This window comes from Streptomyces sp. NPDC048106 (assembly GCF_040706415.1).
In the GTDB taxonomy this organism is placed as follows: Bacteria; Actinomycetota; Actinomycetes; order Streptomycetales; family Streptomycetaceae; genus Streptomyces.
Window position 1 is genome coordinate 40230 of sequence record NZ_JBEZND010000028.1, and the last position, 17289, is coordinate 57518.

At 69.1% G+C, this 17289-nt stretch carries 14 protein-coding genes; 3 read left to right on the forward strand and 11 right to left on the reverse strand.

Features of this window, described 5'->3' with window-relative positions:
* Positions 1-144: 144 nt before the first annotated feature.
* Complete coding sequence (locus AB0927_RS26030; protein ID WP_366670129.1) at positions 145-1800, forward strand: hypothetical protein; 1656 nt, start codon at positions 145-147, stop codon at positions 1798-1800.
* Between the two features lie 170 nt (positions 1801-1970).
* Positions 1971-3758 carry a hypothetical protein gene (locus AB0927_RS26035; protein ID WP_366670130.1) on the forward strand — a complete coding sequence of 596 codons (1788 nt, stop codon included), beginning with the start codon at positions 1971-1973 and terminating at the stop codon, positions 3756-3758.
* Positions 3759-3920: 162 nt separating this feature from the next.
* Here AB0927_RS26035 and AB0927_RS26040 read toward each other — a convergent pair whose 3' ends face one another.
* Genes AB0927_RS26040 through AB0927_RS26050 form a run of 3 tightly spaced genes read right to left on the reverse strand, consistent with a single transcriptional unit; the run spans position 3921 to position 5052 of the window.
* Positions 3921-4316 carry a hypothetical protein gene (locus AB0927_RS26040; RefSeq protein WP_366670131.1) on the reverse strand — a complete coding sequence of 132 codons (396 nt, stop codon included), beginning with the start codon at positions 4314-4316 and terminating at the stop codon, positions 3921-3923.
* A gap of 39 nt (positions 4317-4355) precedes the next feature.
* Positions 4356-4670 (reverse strand): hypothetical protein, encoded by a 315-nt coding sequence (locus tag AB0927_RS26045; protein WP_366670132.1) that lies wholly within the window; start codon positions 4668-4670, stop codon positions 4356-4358.
* Between the two features lie 46 nt (positions 4671-4716).
* Positions 4717-5052, reverse strand: coding sequence for a hypothetical protein (locus AB0927_RS26050; protein WP_366670133.1), 336 nt, complete (start codon positions 5050-5052; stop codon positions 4717-4719).
* A gap of 197 nt (positions 5053-5249) precedes the next feature.
* Between AB0927_RS26050 and AB0927_RS26055 the strand changes: the two genes are divergently transcribed.
* Positions 5250-6491 carry a hypothetical protein gene (locus tag AB0927_RS26055; protein WP_366670134.1) on the forward strand — a complete coding sequence of 414 codons (1242 nt, stop codon included), beginning with the start codon at positions 5250-5252 and terminating at the stop codon, positions 6489-6491.
* A 583-nt stretch (positions 6492-7074) separates the two neighbouring features.
* Here AB0927_RS26055 and AB0927_RS26060 read toward each other — a convergent pair.
* From AB0927_RS26060 to AB0927_RS26095, 8 genes are all read right to left on the reverse strand, one after another.
* Entirely contained in the window at positions 7075-7857 is a 783-nt protein-coding gene (locus tag AB0927_RS26060; RefSeq protein WP_366670135.1) for an oxidoreductase, read from the reverse strand.
* A gap of 77 nt (positions 7858-7934) precedes the next feature.
* A complete protein-coding gene (locus AB0927_RS26065) occupies positions 7935-8513 on the reverse strand; it encodes a TetR/AcrR family transcriptional regulator (protein ID WP_366670136.1) in 579 nt (192 codons plus the stop codon).
* A gap of 338 nt (positions 8514-8851) precedes the next feature.
* Entirely contained in the window at positions 8852-10195 is a 1344-nt protein-coding gene (gene dnaB, locus AB0927_RS26070; protein WP_366670137.1) for a replicative DNA helicase, read from the reverse strand.
* A gap of 87 nt (positions 10196-10282) precedes the next feature.
* Positions 10283-10777, reverse strand: coding sequence for a hypothetical protein (locus tag AB0927_RS26075; RefSeq protein ID WP_366670138.1), 495 nt, complete (start codon positions 10775-10777; stop codon positions 10283-10285).
* A 242-nt stretch (positions 10778-11019) separates the two neighbouring features.
* The gene (locus AB0927_RS26080; RefSeq protein ID WP_366670139.1) at positions 11020-11862 is read right to left on the reverse strand and encodes a DciA family protein; all 843 of its coding nucleotides are present in this window, start codon (positions 11860-11862) and stop codon (positions 11020-11022) included.
* Positions 11859-14126: a hypothetical protein gene (locus AB0927_RS26085; RefSeq protein WP_366670140.1), complete on the reverse strand. Its 2268-nt coding sequence runs from the start codon at positions 14124-14126 to the stop codon at positions 11859-11861. The genes AB0927_RS26080 and AB0927_RS26085 overlap by 4 nt, the downstream gene beginning before the upstream one ends.
* Positions 14127-15355: 1229 nt before the next feature.
* Positions 15356-15925, reverse strand: a complete 570-nt coding sequence (locus tag AB0927_RS26090; protein ID WP_366670141.1) for an ATP-binding protein — start codon at positions 15923-15925, stop codon at positions 15356-15358.
* A gap of 20 nt (positions 15926-15945) precedes the next feature.
* Entirely contained in the window at positions 15946-17289 is a 1344-nt protein-coding gene (locus AB0927_RS26095) for a UTRA domain-containing protein (RefSeq protein ID WP_366670142.1), read from the reverse strand.

Below are 17289 nucleotides of genomic sequence, written 5' to 3' on the forward strand. Positions count from 1 at the left end.
GGAAAGCGGGTGACCCATCAATTCCCTTGCGCTGCCGCCTGGGAGCAGAACGCTGGTCAGGGCCGTTGTCAGTGGCCACCCGTACCCTCGTTTTGGGGTATCAGGTTCTGAGCCGGAGGCAAAATGGTCAGGGATTCACGCCGTGTGCAGACAGCGGTGCTTGACAACGCCGACTCCGAAGATCCGGTCGAACTTCCCACCGACGCGGTCGACCTCGAGCTGTTTCGCCAGGGCCACGTGGGCCGCACCTTCTGGTGCGGGGTGTGGCTGGGCGGCTGCGGAGGCCGGCTGACGACCAGGCTCTGCACGGATAAGATCTGCCACTTCGCGCATGTTCCGGACCCCGATGCCCCCGACTCCCCATGTCGCAGGACAAGTTCGAGGTCCTCCGGATCGGGCAGCGCCGACCACCTCTACGTCAAGGCCGCCGTGGCTGACTGGATGGCCCGGCACGGCCTCAGCGGCGACACTCGCATCCTGCGCGACCCGACCGGAGAGGTCAGGCTGGGCGCCCAGATCACCGCAGAGCCCAGCGGACACAAGCCCCTGCGCTTCATCCTCGACCACTCCGCGCTGCTCGTGCCCGGCGAGTTCGACGCCGGCACGGTGTTCGGCCCGGGCATCGAGCCGGACCCGCGCCTACTGCGCGAGCAGGGCTACGTGCACCGGGTGCGCTGCGTGTCCGAAGGGGCGCACCGCAAGGTGCAGTTCGGTACCCAGAGCAGCGACGGTGCGGTCGAATGGTACGACTTCACCGCGGACAACGTGCAGCTGGCGCCCGAGGGGCTGTCCACTCGGGCAGCAACGGAGATCCGGCTGCGGCGCAGCCACACCGTGCCGATCGGTGCGCACGCACGCGACCTCACCGCGAAGACCCCCGCCGCGTCCGCATCCACGTCGGCCACGGCAGTACCGGACACGCCCGAGGACCGCACCGAGCTGGTGAAAGCGCTGCGCGAGGCCCTGGCCGGCCGCGTCAGCGTGACGCCACTGCAACGCTGCCTGGACCGGCTCGAATCAGCCACCCGGCAGGGAGCTACCGCCCAGGAGAACGAACTCATCCGCCAAGCCTCCGACGTGCTGCTGCAACTGCGCCGCGGCGTCGGCGCTGCCGCACCGGCCCGGCCACAGCGCAAGAAGCCGACCCGCTTCCTCCCCGCACCCACCGCGGCGCCTACCGAGGAGACGAGCACCCGCCCGGCGAAGAACGCGCACCAGGAGCGGCAGACCCGTCGCGCGGCGGTCCGCCAGGCGAGGAACATCCTGCAGCGCCTCACCCAGCCCGTACCTCTCTCCGACGCCGAAATGCAGCAGATGGGACGAGACCTCACCACCACGCTCAATACCGCCGGGGACAAGCTCCTGCCCAGCGAACGCCGCAAGGCCCAAGCCTGGATCGACCACCCGACCCAGCCGGGACCCGCCCGTACCCCCTTCGAACGCCACACCCTGGCCCCCGACCACCTGCGCTCCGCCGCCACCGCCGTTCGCGGGGCACTGAAGAAGGCAGCCCGTGAGCAGACGACCACCAGCTGGAACAGGCTGCAACGTCAGCTCGGCTCGGCACTGCCTCGCATGACCGCTGCCGAACGCATCACCGTCCTCACCCTCGTCGACCAGCAGACGCCGAAAGACCAGCCTCTGCTGTCGAGCCTGGTCGCCGCAGGTGATCCCGGCATGGCGGCGGCCTACCGCGAGGTCGCTGCCGCACTGGGCCTGGAAGTTCCTGCAGACGACGAACTGCGTGACGTCTTGGAAGCCGACGTGCAGCAGGTCCACCACCACTGGCGCCACCAGTAAGCTGCGCGGCCGCCAGCCCTTTGGACACTCGCACCGGGCAGATGAAGGCCGCGCAAGGAGGTCGACTTCGTGAATCGCGCCCCGCTCCGGCCCAGGTGCGCCGTACGGTCGCTTCTACGGATGGCGACCGGGCGGTGACGCCGGGTCAAGGGTTGGGAGGGGATCCGAGGATGGTCAATGCCCGTACGTACCCGCTGTGGCGGGATCTCGCGATGAGCGAGGGCCTCCCCAAGGAAGCCCTCAAGACGGTGATCGAGGCCCTGTGCACTCCGGCGACGACGCCGGACGGCTTCGACGTCCAGGCCGACCGGTGGCGGGAGGAAGCCCTGAAGGACGCGCTGCCCGTGCTGCTGGCCCGGACCCCTGCCAAGCGGCTGCGCGGCCGGCTGCTGGTGCACGCCGACGGGAAGACGCTGGCCGCCCTGGCGGCCGACGGCACCGTGACCACCGCCGACGTGCCCGCCATCCTCCGGCACCGCCGGGCCTGGGCCGGGCTCATCTCCGCACTGGCACGCCACCCCGACCAGGTCGAGGCGGCCGTCGCGCTCCTGCCCCGCCTCCCCCAGCATGAGGTGGAGCAGGTCGTCCGGGACTGGGACCCCGACCGCTACACCCGCACCAAGGACACTCCGCCGGCCCCGCCCGTGCCGCCAGAGCTGTTCAACGCAGTCCTGGAAGCCTGCCTCACCCCGCTCGCCGCGTACCTGCTCCACCCGGAGCCCGAAGAGGGCTGGGAGGCCGTGTCCGCGCACTCGAAGGACTGGTCGCTGGAACTGGGCGGCCGCGACGGCTGGGCGATGCTGGCCCGCTGCCCCGAGCGGTGGGCGCAGCTCACCGCGCACCCCGTACTCGGGGCGGCCGTCCAGCACCTGCTGCTGGACCAGGCCGAGACGCAAACCCTCGAGGACGCCCGGCTCCGCGCCGCCGACCCCGAAGGTGAGGAACTGCCCGCCGACCCGGCGCCCGCGCTCAGCGAGGAGCTGCTGCTCGCCTGCCTCCCGGCCCTGTGCCTGCCCGAACTGGCCGACCTGCCCAACCCGCAGGTGACCGCCCGCCGGACCCTGCACCACATCGCAAACCGCGTCCGCAACAACCCGCGCCTGGCCGACCTCGCCGCCGACCAGCTGCACGCGGCCGCCGACGCGCTCGTCACCCGCGGCCAGCTGCTCACCTGGTCCGACAAGCAGGAGAACGACTACGAGTTCGACGGCCGCGTCCTGCGCCTCGCCGAGGACCTGGCCCTCCTCAGCGCCAACCCCGACCACCTCGCCGGGGCCTGCGCCCAGCTCGCCCGGCTGGATCCGCCGGCCGTCGTCTCCCCCAAGCCGAGCCGGACTCTGATCCGCGTCCTCGACAACGTCAACCCGGACCACGACCGCCCGGCCCGGCTCCTGGAACGCCACTCCGAGCACCGCCGGGTCCAGGCCCTCACCGTCCTCGCCGCCAACCCGTACACCCCGCACACCGCCGTCGCGGACGTCCTGAACGGGCTGCACCCCGCCGAACTGGCCTGGATCGCCGAGAAGGCCGACGGCCCCGACTGGTTCCTGGCCGCGACGGCCGCCGTCCCGGTGCCCGAAGACGAGGACGACGGTGTGGTCCGGCTGGTGGACGACGAGGAACTCGGCAAGCACCCCGACCCCGCCGCCGTCCTGCAGTCCTGGCTCGACTCCCCCGCCGCCGGTGAGATCCTCTCCCGCTCCGGGGTCTACCGCGCCGTCGTGAAGTCCCGCTACCGCACCCCGGAGCACCTGCGCCAGATCCCCGCCGACGAGGTCCTCGCCCGCCACGAACCCGAAGTCGCCCTGACAATCCTGCTGGAGCACTGCGGGCGCAGCACCAAGCGGTGGGAAGCACTCGCCGCCGCCATGACCTTCGACTACAACGACGAGAAGATCACCTTCGGTCAGCTCCTCGACTCCCTGCACCCCGCACCCGCAGAGGCGCAGCCATCCTGACGGGACGCGCAGGCCGCCGCGCGGAGTTGTAGGTTCTCACTTTCGGTGTCAGGCGCCGACGCTATGACCTGGACGTTCCCCTCCAATCTCACGACGTGTCGGCAGGCGGCTGTCTCAGACCGATGTCATTTCCTCAGACTGCCCAGTCGGCTGCGCCGGACCTCATGAACCTGCATCGGCGGCCGTCCGTTCCATCCACTCCAGCACCTTCACTGCTTGCTCGATGCGGTTGACGATGTCCTTCTTGGAGGCCGTGTCCAAGGTCTCCGGGATCTTGTCGAAGGTGTCGGGAAGGACGTCGAGGAGACCCCAGATCTGCTCGCCGGTGCTGACGGTCAGCAGTTGCTGGCACCTCCACTGCAGCGGCACCTCGGGACGGTGCGTGAGCCGCTGCACGAGTGTCGGGAGCAGGTAGTGCGTCGCTTCTGCGGCGAGGTGCTCTCGTAGCCAGTCGACCGGGAGCCGCTGGCTGAAGCCATGCATGGCGGCCTCCTGGGCCAGGTCCAGGAGCTGAGCGGTGTCGACGGCTCGGACGGTGCGGGGAAGGGACGGGGTCATGTCGCGATGATGCCAAGAAGCCAGTGCGGCGCCGAGAGGTCAGCTGGGCCGGGATGCGATCTGCTGACGGGCAGGGCCCCAGATATCCTCGAACTCCTCGAAGGTGAGTTGTTCGGGGTCGTGGCCCTCCCAATCCGAGACGGGCAGCTCGGCAGTGATCCCGAATCTGCTGTCGTAATCACCGAGGCGGCCCGCGTCGCGGGCCCGCTGCCACTCGGCGACGGAGGCTGCTGCGATCGGGATCAGCTCTGGCCCTTCGAGTTCGACCTGCCGGATCACCCAGCCTTCGGCGTCGACCTCGAAGTAGAACCAGGTGTCTTCCTCGTCCCAGTAGCAGCGCATCCATGTGGTCACCACGCCATGATGCCGGGCCGGATGCGCCGCCCTACTCCGCTCTATCTCATGGCTGGGCGATGAATCCTGCGGATCGGTCGAGCTGGAAAGGAGAACCGACCCGGGTTGGATCCCAGCCTTGATCCCGTGCCTCTCGAATGCTGGCAGCAACGTGAGCTGGGCGAATGGGCTCCGTCTCGACGCCCACCCAGTTGCTGGGATGGGCCTGGCCGCTGGTGACGATCAAGGTTGTGCCCGACTGGCTGCCGCCGACCGCTTCGACCGCGTAGGTGATCGGTGTCCAGCAGAGTCCCTGCATGTAGGAGGGCTTCCTGCGGACCCGCCAGCGGTACTCGATCCCGTCAACGGTTATGCGCCGGGAACCCTTCTTGTTCAGCGCCATCTTTGCCTCCTCCGCTGTTGGACTCTGCTGTGTCGCCGCGGTCGCGAAAAGCAGGTTGCACGCGAACGTACCGAGCGTTGTCGCCGACAAGCGCCTGCGGGACTACGGATGGGTTGATCAGCCCATAATTGGTGTCAGTGCCGAGCGACCCGGCGCATCGCACCCCTGGGTGCGCTTCACCGCGATCGGAGAGCATCGTGAAGAACAGCGCGTTGTGGCGAGTGGTTGACAACGAGAGTGGTACCCAGTCCATCGTCAGCACGCCCTCCGAGGCGGTCGCGTTCGTCAACAGCCGGTTCGACACCGATGACGACGACGAGCCCTTCAGCATCACCGGGGTCGGCCCTCTCCTCCCGAAGCCGCTCGGGATCATCACCGCATGGGCTGCCAAGAAGGACGGCGAGCGAACCGACGGTCGTACTGCGCCGATCACCATCAGGCCGGTTGTGACGGATAACGCCATCGAGTGCGATGACGTCGTGCTCTGGGGCGACGTGTATGTGTCATGGGACCACGACATGTACACCGTCGAGGGGCCGGACGGCTCCGAGTACAGCGAGGCTTACAGCGCAGCCGAGTTGAGCGAAATCCTCGACGAGTACGCCGACGACTACGAGTACGCGCCTGAAGGGCCTGACAGCCACAGGTGGCCGAAACTGGGAGAGTTGATCCCCTACGGGGCCCAGGAGTGTGCCAAGCGGTTCGGGCACCTTGACGACGACGCCCTGCTGTGGCTGGCTGCCACCCGCATCACGCTCGCCGTGTGGCGCAACACACCCGTCGAGAACTGGCATGCCGGTAAGAGTCCGCTCCACGACGGCACGATGATGCGGATCAACGTGGCAACCACCCGATCCGTGCGCTCGATGCTGTCGTTCGACCATGTCGACTGGATCGCTGTCGGTCTCGCGATCGTCAACCCGTCTCGGGTTCTACCGACAGGGCAGTCCGTGCTCGAGCTCGGGCTGGCCTGCCACAACCCTGATGACCCGGCGCACGAGGTTGATCCGCGCGAAGAACTCGCGGAGATGGCGCAGGACGCGATCGCTTGGGGGCGAACGTACTGTCTTCGCGAGAGGGAGTTCGGCCTGCGAACCCTGATCGAATTCTTCTGCGCGTCCGACAACGGCTGGTTCGGAACACCGAGTTGGGGGCGCATCGTCGATCGGTTCCTTACGGCTGTTGACGACCGGGAGAATGCGCACTGGCGCATGCACCGAGACGAGCCTTGGTTCGACGAGTGGTTCACCAACCGCCCGGCCGACATTGCGGACACCACGGAACTTCGTCGGCTGCTCCATGCCGGGCCCGACCTGCTGTCCGAGGAGGCCGCCGAATGGTGCGTGGATGGTGCCATCGGCTACGTCTGCCGGGACGACCACGCGAACGGCTGCCTGCGGTGCGGCATCCCGCTGGCAACGGAGTCCCCCAACGAGTGAACGTGGGCGCCAGCGTAGAAGCAGCAATCCACTGACCGCGCTTTCCCGCCTACTCGGCGGCCTCCCCCTGCGGAGCCATTCGTGGCTCCACTGACTGGAGATGTGCGGGTGCTTCCGACGGATCTGTGGCAGCAACGCTGGCCCGGCTGCCCGCCGGTCGGTTACAAGTTCCGCGAGCCCTACAGGAATGTCTGGGTCTGCTTCCACAGTCTGCCGGAGTCGAAGCGGTACCTGGAGAACGATCCTCAAGCAAGGTCATCCAAACGAGTGATGGGATTGTCCAGCGATTCTCAATCCCGTGTCAGATCGGCCAGTCACATGACATGGCGACTGAGAAAATGACACGTAATTTGAGAACCTACAAGTGGGCTGTTTCCATTGGAAACGGCGCGCGCAGTCCGCGAGAGCTGTAGGGTCTTGCGGTCGATGGGAGAGCACTGTGACCTGCGGGTTCTGCGGCCGTCTCACCACTGGCTTGTGGGTCCTGTCTCACGAGCGTGGCATTTCCTATGGAGTCGGGACGCCACCGCGTCGCCCCTCACCCCGCCGCGCTTTGGAGTGTCTCCCCAGTGGGGCTGCCGTCTCAGAGGGTCTTGATCATGCCGCCGTCGATGACGTAGTCGGCGCCGCTGATGTTGCTGGCCACGTTGGAGAGGAGGAATGCGACCAAGGCGGCGACCTCCCGTGGTTCGGTGATGCGTCCGGTGGTGATGTTGAAAGCCTCCGGTATCTGCTGGAGGAACGCACCGTGCTCAGCCCCAGCTCCGGCTGCCACCTTGCTGCCGAAGCCGTCGGGGTCCTCCCAGAGGGGTGTGCGAACGACTCCGGGAGAGACGGTATTGACGCGCACTCCCTGAGGGCCGAATTCCTCGGCCAGGGACTTTCCCAGTGCGGCGAGGGCCGCCTTGGCCGCACTGTAGGCGACCGGACCGGCCGCGGGCAGCCGGGAGTTGATGGATGAGATGTTGACGATCGCTCCGCGCTGCTCGATCAGGCTGGGCAGTGCCGCGCGGCTGGCTCGGACTGCGCTGAGCAGGTTGAGGTCGAAGACGCGGATCCACTGGGTGTCGTCGGTATCGAGGAAGCCGACGGGCTCCACGTCGTCCCCGGCTCCGACGTTGTTCACCAGCAGATCGATGCCGCCCAGTTCCGTGAGGGCACGGTCCATGAGGGTGGTGACACCGTCGGCGGTGCTCAGGTCCGCCGACACCGTGAGTGCTCCGGTTTCCTTCAGCTCGGGCGTGATGGTGCGGGCAGCGCCCATGACGCGGACGCCTTCGGCGATCAGCGTCCGGACGACAGCCAGCCCGATGCCTCGGCCGGCGCCGGTGACGACAGCCGACTTCGAGGTGAGGTCGAGATCCATGATGCTCCCGTTCTTGAACTGTAAGTACAAAATGCGGGCAGAAGAAGCCCCGGGACTGGCGAGCGCCGCGGCCCGGGTCAGAGGGAGTCGGTCATCGCGTTGATCACCCGGTCGAGCCGGTCCGGCCCTTCGGCGACGCGCGCCATGAGCCGCATGCCGACAACGGTGTTCAGCAGAAGGCTCCCCAGTGCGGCAGGGTCGCGTCCGGGCTCGATTTCTCCCGCCCGCTGACCTTCCTCGATCAATGCCCGGAAGACACCCTCGGTGCGGTCGAACATGCGGCGGACGAGTTCGGTCGCCGTCTCGTCGACGCTCGAGAGTTCCGCCGCGACATTCACGGCCATGCAGCCGCGGCGGTCCGGGTCGGCAAGGTCCATCTCGGCGAGGAACCTCAACGCCTTGCGGAGGCGCGCCTTGACCGGGCCGGACTCCTCGAGCATCTTCACGAGAGCGAGGGCCTGGCTGTCGCGATAGCGGCGGAGCGCTTCCTCGAACAGAGAGTGCTTGCTGCCGAAGGTGTTGTAAAGACTTCCCTTACCGATGCCGAGCGCCTCCACCAAGTCCTGCGGAGTGGTGGCGGCGTACCCCTTCCGCCAGAACACCTCCATGGCCTGGTCGACGGCGATCTCCGGATCGAACTGCTTGGGCCTTGCCATGACCGGTACGCTAGCACCTTTCTTGACCTGTAGGTCAAAAAACAGGAGTTCGTCAGTTGCGGCACCGCAGCAGTCGCGATCTTGGATCCGAACGGCGTGGGCCGCCCCCCTATGACCACTGCCCGCATGGTGGGGTAGGACAGGCCAACCACGAAACAGGTTCCCTGGTCGGTCGCGCAGAGAGAAGTACGGCTTGACCTGTGAGTCTCGGCCGGATGCCAACGCTCGAAAGGGTGAATACGCTGAACAGGGAGTCTCAACATCGCTTCACATGTGCAGGCGGTGTGCAGTCACACCTGAGACTGTGAAGCCGAACCTGAGACCCTACAAGAGCAGGGTCAGTCCTGCGACATGTCAACGAAACGCCCATAGTGGCCTTGGAAGGCCGTTGCGATGGTCGCTGTGGGCCCGTACCTGTGCTTCGCGACGATCAGGTCGGCTTCGCCGGCGCGGGGTGAGTCCTTCTCGTACATCTCTTCGCGGTGGATGAGGATGACGAGGTCGGCGTTGTCCTCCAGCGCGCCGGAGTCGCGGAGGTCTCTGAGGAAGGGCCTCTTGTCGGTGCGCTGTTCGGGGCCGCGGTTGAGGGTGGAGACGGCGATGACGGGGATCTGGAGTTCCTTGGCCAGGTACTTGAGGCTGCGGGCGATCTCGGAGACCTCTTGGTAGCGGGATCCGAGGGGGCGGGTGCCGTAGTTGAGCAGTTGCAGGTCGTCGACGGCGATGAGCTTCAGGCCGTGCTGGCGGTGCAGGCGTCGGCAGTGCGCGCGGAGCTCGGTGAAGTTAGCGTAGGGGTCGTCCTGGAGGTAGAGCGGGGCGCCGGAGACCGCGGGCATCCGTTTGGCGAGGCGGGTCCAGTCGTCGTCGGTCATGGTGCCGGAGCGCATGTGGTGCAGGGCGACGCGGGCCTCGGCGGCCAGGAGCCGCATGGTGATGTCGGTGCGGCGGGACTCCAGTGCGAAGAAGGCTGCGGGCAGGTTGTGCTTGATGGCCGCGGAGCGCAGCAGGTTCAGGGCGAGGGTGGAGGTGCCCATGGAGGGGCGGCCGGCGATGACGATGAGCTGGCCGGGGTAGAGGCCGCCGGTGAGGGCGTCGAGGTCGCTGAAGCCGGTGGGGATGCCGGCGATCTCGTCGGGATTCCTGCCGATGGCCTCGATCTCGTCCAGGGCGCCTTCCATGACGTCGGCCAGCGGGTGGGACTGCGGGATCCGGAAGCGGCTGCGGTTGGTGGCGGCGAAGATCTCGGCCTCGGCGGTGTCGAGGGCGCGGTCGACGGTCTCGGCGGTGACATCGGTGGTGAGGTCGTCGATGCGGGCGGCGGCCACCATCATGCGGCGCAGTGCGGCCATGCCCTGGACGGTGCTGGCCGCCTGCACCCAGGCGTCCTTGGATGTGGGTGTGCCGGCCAGCTTCTGCAGGTAGACGTGGCCGCCGACGTCGGCGAGCTCCTCGTGCTTGGCAAGCTGGTCGGCGACGCTGCGCATGCCGGGGTCATCGTCGCGGGCGTAGACCTCCAGGATCGCCAGGTAGATCCGGCCGTGGGCGGGACGGTAGAAGTCGTCGGGGTGGAGGAGTTCGACGACATCGGCGATGGCTTCGGTGGAGCGCAGCATCGCGCGCAGGACGGTCGCTTCTGCTTCCAGGTCGTGAGGAGGCTGCGAGGTCGGGCTGTCCTGGGTCACGGATCTCCTCCACGTCGGCCCGACCAGCGGGTCCTTGCGCTCAGCGGCGTCCAGCGTAGCGACGGTGCAAGGGGTTGCCGTGTGGGTTCAGGCCGGCCGGTCGCGGTCGGCTCGGGCCCGTGCCGCCGCCTTGGCCCGCACGACGTCGGCCGGGACTGCGGCCGGCCGGTCGGCGTGGGAGGGGAAGAGGTGCGTGGGCTCATGCGGAGCCGAATCCGCCTGGCATCGGAGGGCGTCGGCAAGCCGCGCGTCCTCGCGCGGGGCCTGGGCCGCTGCCACGAAGGCGTACGGCACCCATGCCGGGGCCGGCACCGGAACTGGCGAGCCGGGCTCGGGCGGCAGGATGACGACCCTGGACACGGTGTTGCGCCCGAGGGCTTCGTTCACGTCCTGCACGATCCGGTCCGCCGTCAGGCGACCGTGGGTGCACCAGGCCACGGACTTCCCGCGCAGGCTCAGGGTGCCGGAGACCGCATCGAAGCTCACGGCGATCAGCTTGTCGGAGAGGGGTCCGCCGACTGCCGGCCACTGACCGACCACCGTGGTGTCCTCGGGGATGGGCCAGCCGAAGTGCTCGGCCATCTCCACCATCGCAACGGCGAGAGGGACGGGCTGCGGACTTCCCGGCTGCAGCTGAGGCCGCCACGCTCTGCGGGCAGTGCGGCCCCGCTGCCCCCGAGCGGCGCGCTTGGCATGGTGCAAAGCGATCAACGCCAGATCGTCTCCGCCCGGCCTGGCCCCGTACGGCGTCTGCCCGACCACCGGTCCTCCTTCCTCCCAGCATCGCGTCCCAGTCTGGCCTAGGCGGAGACAGCCGCGAGCGGTCATGCTGCGGATCCCCCGGTTCTGGCGGCGCGTTCCGGCTGCGCCCGGGTTAGGTCGCGGCCGGCCTTCTCCTCGCGGGCCCGGCGCAGCGCGGCGGCCTCAGTCGCCGCGGCTTGGCGGCGGCGCTCTGCACGGGCCTGCTCGATCGGCGCCGGCGCATCATCCGCGACGACGTCGGGCTCGGGGAACGCCCGGCGCGACAGCTCCCGCATCGCGGCGGTCTGCCGCTCCACCGCCTCCGCGATGGCCGGGTCCGCCAGGGACGGCCGGGCGGCCTGCCGGTGCGCCTCGATCGCGCGGCGGTAGCCATCCGGCGGGGTGCGGCGCTCCACCGGCGCGGCGGGCGCGGTCGGCTGCGGGGCCAGGACGGCGGCCGCCGTGGCGGGGCCGGCCTTCACGGGCGCGGGCGCCAGGACGTGGACGGCGCGGACGTTCGCACCCGGCACCCGCGCGTTGGCCGCCGCGATCAGCTTCGGTGCGTTCCAGCGCAGCTGCGTGCCGTACGCGGGGGCGTCGGGGGCGACGTCCAGGCGGCCGGTGTCCGCGTCGAACTTCACGGCCTGGACCCGCCCGGCGAGTTCGGGCGCGGCCGCGGCGAGGATGGCGTCGAACTGGGCGAGGACGCTTCCGCCGGCGGCCGGGGCGGCCATGCCGCGCTCGGTCATCATCATGCCGATCGCCGCGCCAAGCCCGAGCGGATCACGGCCGTCCCGGCGTACGGCGGTACTGGTGCGCCGCCTCGGCTTGTTCTTCCGGGTGCCGCCGTTCTTCCTGGCCGCTTCCCTGACCGCGATCAGGGCCTGGCGCGCGAGGTCGACCCCGGACAGTTCGCCGCTGCTCATGCCTGCCCCCAGGTGAGGTGCCCGAGGACCAGGTGGTGGGTGCCCGACAGGCGCTGGGCCTCATCGACGAGCTGGTTGCTGAACAGGCGCCTGGCCGACCTCTCGCCGTACCGGTCGATGTGGTCGAACACGACGCCGTGGTCCTTCACCGCCCGCACTCGCCAGGCACGGACCTGATCCCGCGTGAGGTCCTCGAGGACGAGCTCCTGCTCCTGGTCGTCGACCTCGTCCAGCACCGGGCCGGGCATCACGGCTGCGGGACGCGGCGAGGGCACCACCACCGGCGCCAGCGGCTCGGCAGGGACGGCTGCCAGGTGCGCGGCCGCGGCCTCGGCACGAGCCTTGGCGCGCGCCTCGGCTGCGGCGGCCTGCTGCTCCCGGACCTGCTCCCACCGGCGGGCCTTGGCCCACGCTTCGGCCGTCACGTCCTGGTGCAGCTGCTGCGCGACGGCCGCGCGGCGCTCGCTCTCGGAAGCGCCGGGCATCGCGGCGTCAACGGCGGCCGCGACCGAGCGCCGGTGGGTCCGGCGGTCATCCTGCCGTTCCTCGCAACGGGGGCAGTTCGCGCCCGAGTGGAGCAGGGTCCGCTCGTCGCACCGCACGTCGCTGCACTGCTGGCGCTGCGGCAGGCCCCGGCCGATCAGCCAGCCCACCGGCTTCGTGATCTGCCCGCCCAGCCGCATCTGCTCGGCCAGCCGCCGGGCGAGCCGGTCGGCGAGGGCCTGCGGAGCGGCCGATGGACCGATCAGACCCTCCAGCCGCGCCAGCTCCCTGCGCACGGCGGCCACCACCAGGTGGCGGGCAGCCGGACGGTCCAGCCGCGCCCACACCAGGTCGACCGGGGCCAGGACAGCCTGCAAGTCCTCCGGCGGCAGGGGCACGCTCCCCCGCTGCTGCCTGCCCTGGCCTCCGCTGTCCACGACCCGCACCGAGCCGCCGGCCACCGGCCCGCGGCCAGGCTTCTTGCTGCTGATCGACGGGGGCTTCTTCGGCTGTTCCCCGCGAAGCGGGCTGCCTTCCGCCACCGGCAACCTGGTCCCGGCAGCGGTGCTTTCGCTGTCGGCGGCCTGGTCCTCGCGCACGCACGCGCGCTCCGGCCGACGGCCTTCACCCCCACGGCCTTCGCCGGAAAAGCCACCAGAGAGCTGCGGGGGAACGACGGGAGTAACCACAGAAGCGTGGTCTGCGTGGAGCTCTGCACTATCGGGACGCTCCTGAACCGCCGCATCCCCGGCCCCCTCAGCACCGCCGATCCCAGACGTACCAAGGGCGCCAGCCGCAGCGGCCGGAGCATGATCTCCGTACGCACCATCGGGACGCGCCGAAAACACCGATCCGGGCCCTGAAACAGCCTCCAAGGAGGCCACGGTGCGGCCGTACGCACGGGCGACCGGAAGCAGCATGACCTTGCCCCGACCGTGCATCCGCGTCGACGTCGCCTTGCGCTGCCGCGCCACGACACCGGCCTCCGTCAGCCGTGCCAGCACCTTCCGGGCCCCCGACGGCGAGCAGCCCAGCAGCCGGGCCAGCGTCGCCGCCCCGCGTCCCTCGCGCTTCTTCACCGAGCCGCCGACCAGCTGCAGCCAGCCCGACGCCCGCGTGTTCAGCACCATCAGCAGCAGCCCGAGCCGGTCGGTCGCCGCGCCCTTGCCCGTACGGCCGGCCAGCAGCCCCGGCGGCGTCGGCTCCTTGTCCTCCGGCGTCCAGCCGTGCCCGAACAACGCCTCGCACAGGCGCAGCAGCGTCGCCAGCTCCGCCTTGTCCAGCGCCAGAGGATGCGCGGCCACGCCGCTTCTACGGGCCCGCCACAGCGGCATGACCAGACACTCAAGGCCGGTCGGGTGACCCTCCGAGTTCCTCACGACCTTCGTGTGCAGCCCGTCCGACTTCTTTAGCGGGGCCAGCGCGTTGCGGTGGACCGACGACTCGCCCACCCCCAGCCAGCGGCCCAGCTCCGCGACCCAGATAGACGTCTGGTTGTCGTTCTTCTCGCCCATCGGTGCCCGTGACTTCGCGTACAGCACCACAGCTGCCAACTTCGCCACGTCCTTCTGACCGGCGATCGACGGGTCCGCCAGCAGCGCCTGGACCGCGTTGCGCAGCCGCAGCCTCATCGCGCGACCAAGACGCAGCGGGTCCTCCGGTCCCTTGCCGTCCGGCTTCCCCGGGGCCGGCACCGACCGCAGCCGGCGACGCGAGGACCCGCTGGCGAACTCGGTCCGAGGGCGCGGAAGCATGGCGGCCGGTGCCGCCACGGCGCTCATTGGCCCACCGTCCCGGCAGGAGCGGCGAACACCCCGCGGAGCGAGGTCGTCTGTGTCGTCACCGGGCCGGTGTACACGCCAAAGCGGACACTCCCATCGGGGGCCGCTGGCACTGCTGTTTCGTGATCCACCTGCCGAACCTGCATGATGCGGCCTGTGGACAGAGCCCGCTGAGCCCGGATCATCCCCGGCGCTCCCACACGGCGGGCAAGAATCTTGGATCGCGTTCCGCCCCACGGGACGGAGCCCCGGAGCACCGCGGCGGCCGGCGACGCCAGGAGGACAGGGGTCCCCCTCCCGGTAGAGGTACGCCGGACCGGGGACGGTGTGACACTCCGCCCCCATGAATCTTCGTGACTAATGCCTCGAACAGGGCAAACAGGGCGTGAGAATCCCGTCACGCGGGAAGCTTGTGGTGCTCGAACCGGTGTGAATCGGGCATGGTCGAGCTGACAGGGGACACCGTTCTCGTGCACTATGGCGAGGACACCAACTCTCATGTGCGAGCCGGACCGCCCCGTGTGAACGGGGCAGACAGCGAGCGGATGGGGGGTGCCCCGCCTCTTCGCGAAGCGGGGCAGGTGACACCAAGGGCAGTGGGGCGACCTCCTCTCCTGGTGGATTTGCAGAGCCCCTGTGGTGGGGGCCCTGTGTGACACGCACAGCGGGTGCTGCGCGGCTGTGGTGGCCGTGGTTAGCGGCCGGTGGTGCGATAGAGATCTGGCTCGATGAGCCGAAGCTCAGGACCGGGTGAAGACCGGGACTGAGCGCTGACCTGGACAGTGAGTCCGGTCAGGACGAGGCCGGCGCGGCCGAGCGGATGGTTAGTCCGCCGAAGCAGCGCGCGGCCATGGCGGTTACGTCACGCCGACCCCCTCAACAACAGAGGCGGAGTCGGCGTGCCCGCACGCCTGAATGGTGAAAGCGATCACGGCTGTAAACGGCCTGGCTGCGCGGTGGAGTTCCCGCGCGCGGGTACGCTGCATCCCGCGATCACCTCCCATCAGGTGCATCGTGCGGACAGGAATCCCGTCCAGGAGTCCTCCAAGGCCGTGCCCGGCCGGGGGAGGGCTCTTTGCTGCCAGCGGTCACATCTGTGATCACCCTAACCCCCTGTGACGACATAGGGATAAGGGGGAAACGCTGCGTGCCCGAATTACCGCGTCCCTCGAACGGGAGAAGCGATCCGAGAGAGTTGATCGGATAAGCCCGACCGACCTGAAGACTGGTCACTGTCGGTCCTCCCTCGCGGAACGCAGGCCGTAGCGGAGCTGGGCAAGCAGGGCTTCGGGGCGCTCGTCATATACAACATGCGGCTCATCCTCAGTCGGAGGATGAAAGCGCGTGGCGAAGCGCAACAGGTCTTGCTCGCTGAACTCGATGGAGTTGGCGTCGACATCAGCGAGCTGGTTCCGCTCGCGGATCCGTGACCATCGCACTTCATGCGGCACTGGCAGGTACACCAGAGTGGGGACGCCCCCGGCTCCCACGACTAGAGCCTGCCATTCGGCCCGCTCTTCTGGTGTCCAGAAGCCGTGGTCGACCACGACGTCATCACCGGCCTCCACCAGTCCTCGGAGTTCACCAGCGACATCCTCAAGGACGGGAGCTTCCCGGACTCGGAATTGCCCCCTGGGGAAGTCGACGCCGTACCGCCCGTAGCGACGGAACATCTCCTCATCAGGACACAGCCGTGTAAAGCCCGCGGCTACGAGGGCCCTTGCCAACGTCGTCTTACCGGCGCCCGGCATCCCCGCCATCAGAACGACACGTGACTTGCGCGGCACGTCTCCGCCCATGGCCGAGGTGCGAGTCGAAGTCAGCACGTCACGTCCGCCGTTTCGACGCGCGTACGGCCGGGAGCGCCCAGATCCACGCCGTACTCCAGAGGCCGGCCTTCGCAGTCGACGAACCGAGCGGAGAGGACGAGGATCGCTTCGTTCGTACCGGGCTGGAGCTCCAGGAGCTGGGCGTCCTCGGCGGTGGCGATGCGGGCCGTGGTCTCGTCCGTACGCTTCACAGCCTGCCGTCCCGTTTTCTGGGCGATTAGGTCGAGGGACGTGCCGCCGATCAGGCGTTCGTTGCGGAGGAGCGCGGGCACGGCCTGGGCGAACTCGAGCCGGATCCACGAGGTCGAGTGCGCAACAACGCCGTGCCGGTCACGGTAGACGCGGGTCCGCCGGATGACGTCGTCGCCGGCCTCCACCCCTAGCGCCGCAGCAACGTCCTGTGGGGCGGGAACGGCAGCGGCGGTGTGTCCGTCGGAGCGCTCTCCCGCGCCCCATGAGGAACCAGTACTTCGCCCGCGCTCCAACCGCTGACCTCCAGAGGACAGAGGCACGGGCTGACCGATGCGCGCGTACGCGGCGGTCGCGTCATCGGATCGCTTGAACCGCGGCCAGCGCTCGCCTGCCGGGTCAGCAAGCTCGACTTCCCGAGTGCGGGCGATCAGGGCCGCCGGCCCCTCGACGCGCAGCAGATCGAGGAGTTGTTCCCAGCTCAGAGCGCCGAAGCTGTCAACGAGTCGACTCGCGCCGTCCGTGAGCAGAGCGGCCTGGCGGACCTGGGCAAGGTCGACGCTCCCGGTAATCGCCTCGTCGGCCGCAGCCGGGTCGGTTGCCGCAACCCAGTAACCGCCAGGCCGGTTCCGGAGACGTCGTTGGACGGTGACGAGCGCGGAGACACGAGCGGCGTGCTCGGGAGTACCCGTCGGCCCTTGGAGTGCGGCATCCATCTCCTCGCCGGCCACCTCCTCGACCCGCTTGTCGGCGATGGTCCGGATGCCCTCGTCGCCTAGGTCAAGCACCAGCACGTTGTCGGAGAGCACGAGGTAGTCGAGGACGTCCCCCCGCTCACGGATCATCACGACGGTCGACGCCGGGACGGCCTCCTGGTCCAACGCGCAGGTGCCACGGTGGAGGTCATTGACCTCGGAGATGGCGCTTCGCAGCGCCTCGCGCAGCGACACCGTGTCGTCACCGATCAGGTTGATCAAGCGTGTGCCGAGCTGCCGCACGTACCATGGGGTGCCGTGGATGCACCCCATGGGCAGGTCCTTGGGTGCGGACAGGCCGTCCAGCACGACGACCCCGGTAGGGCTGACGTGGACAGTGTCCTCGTTTGCGGTGCCCACACCTTGGGTCGAAGCCACGGATACCTGCAC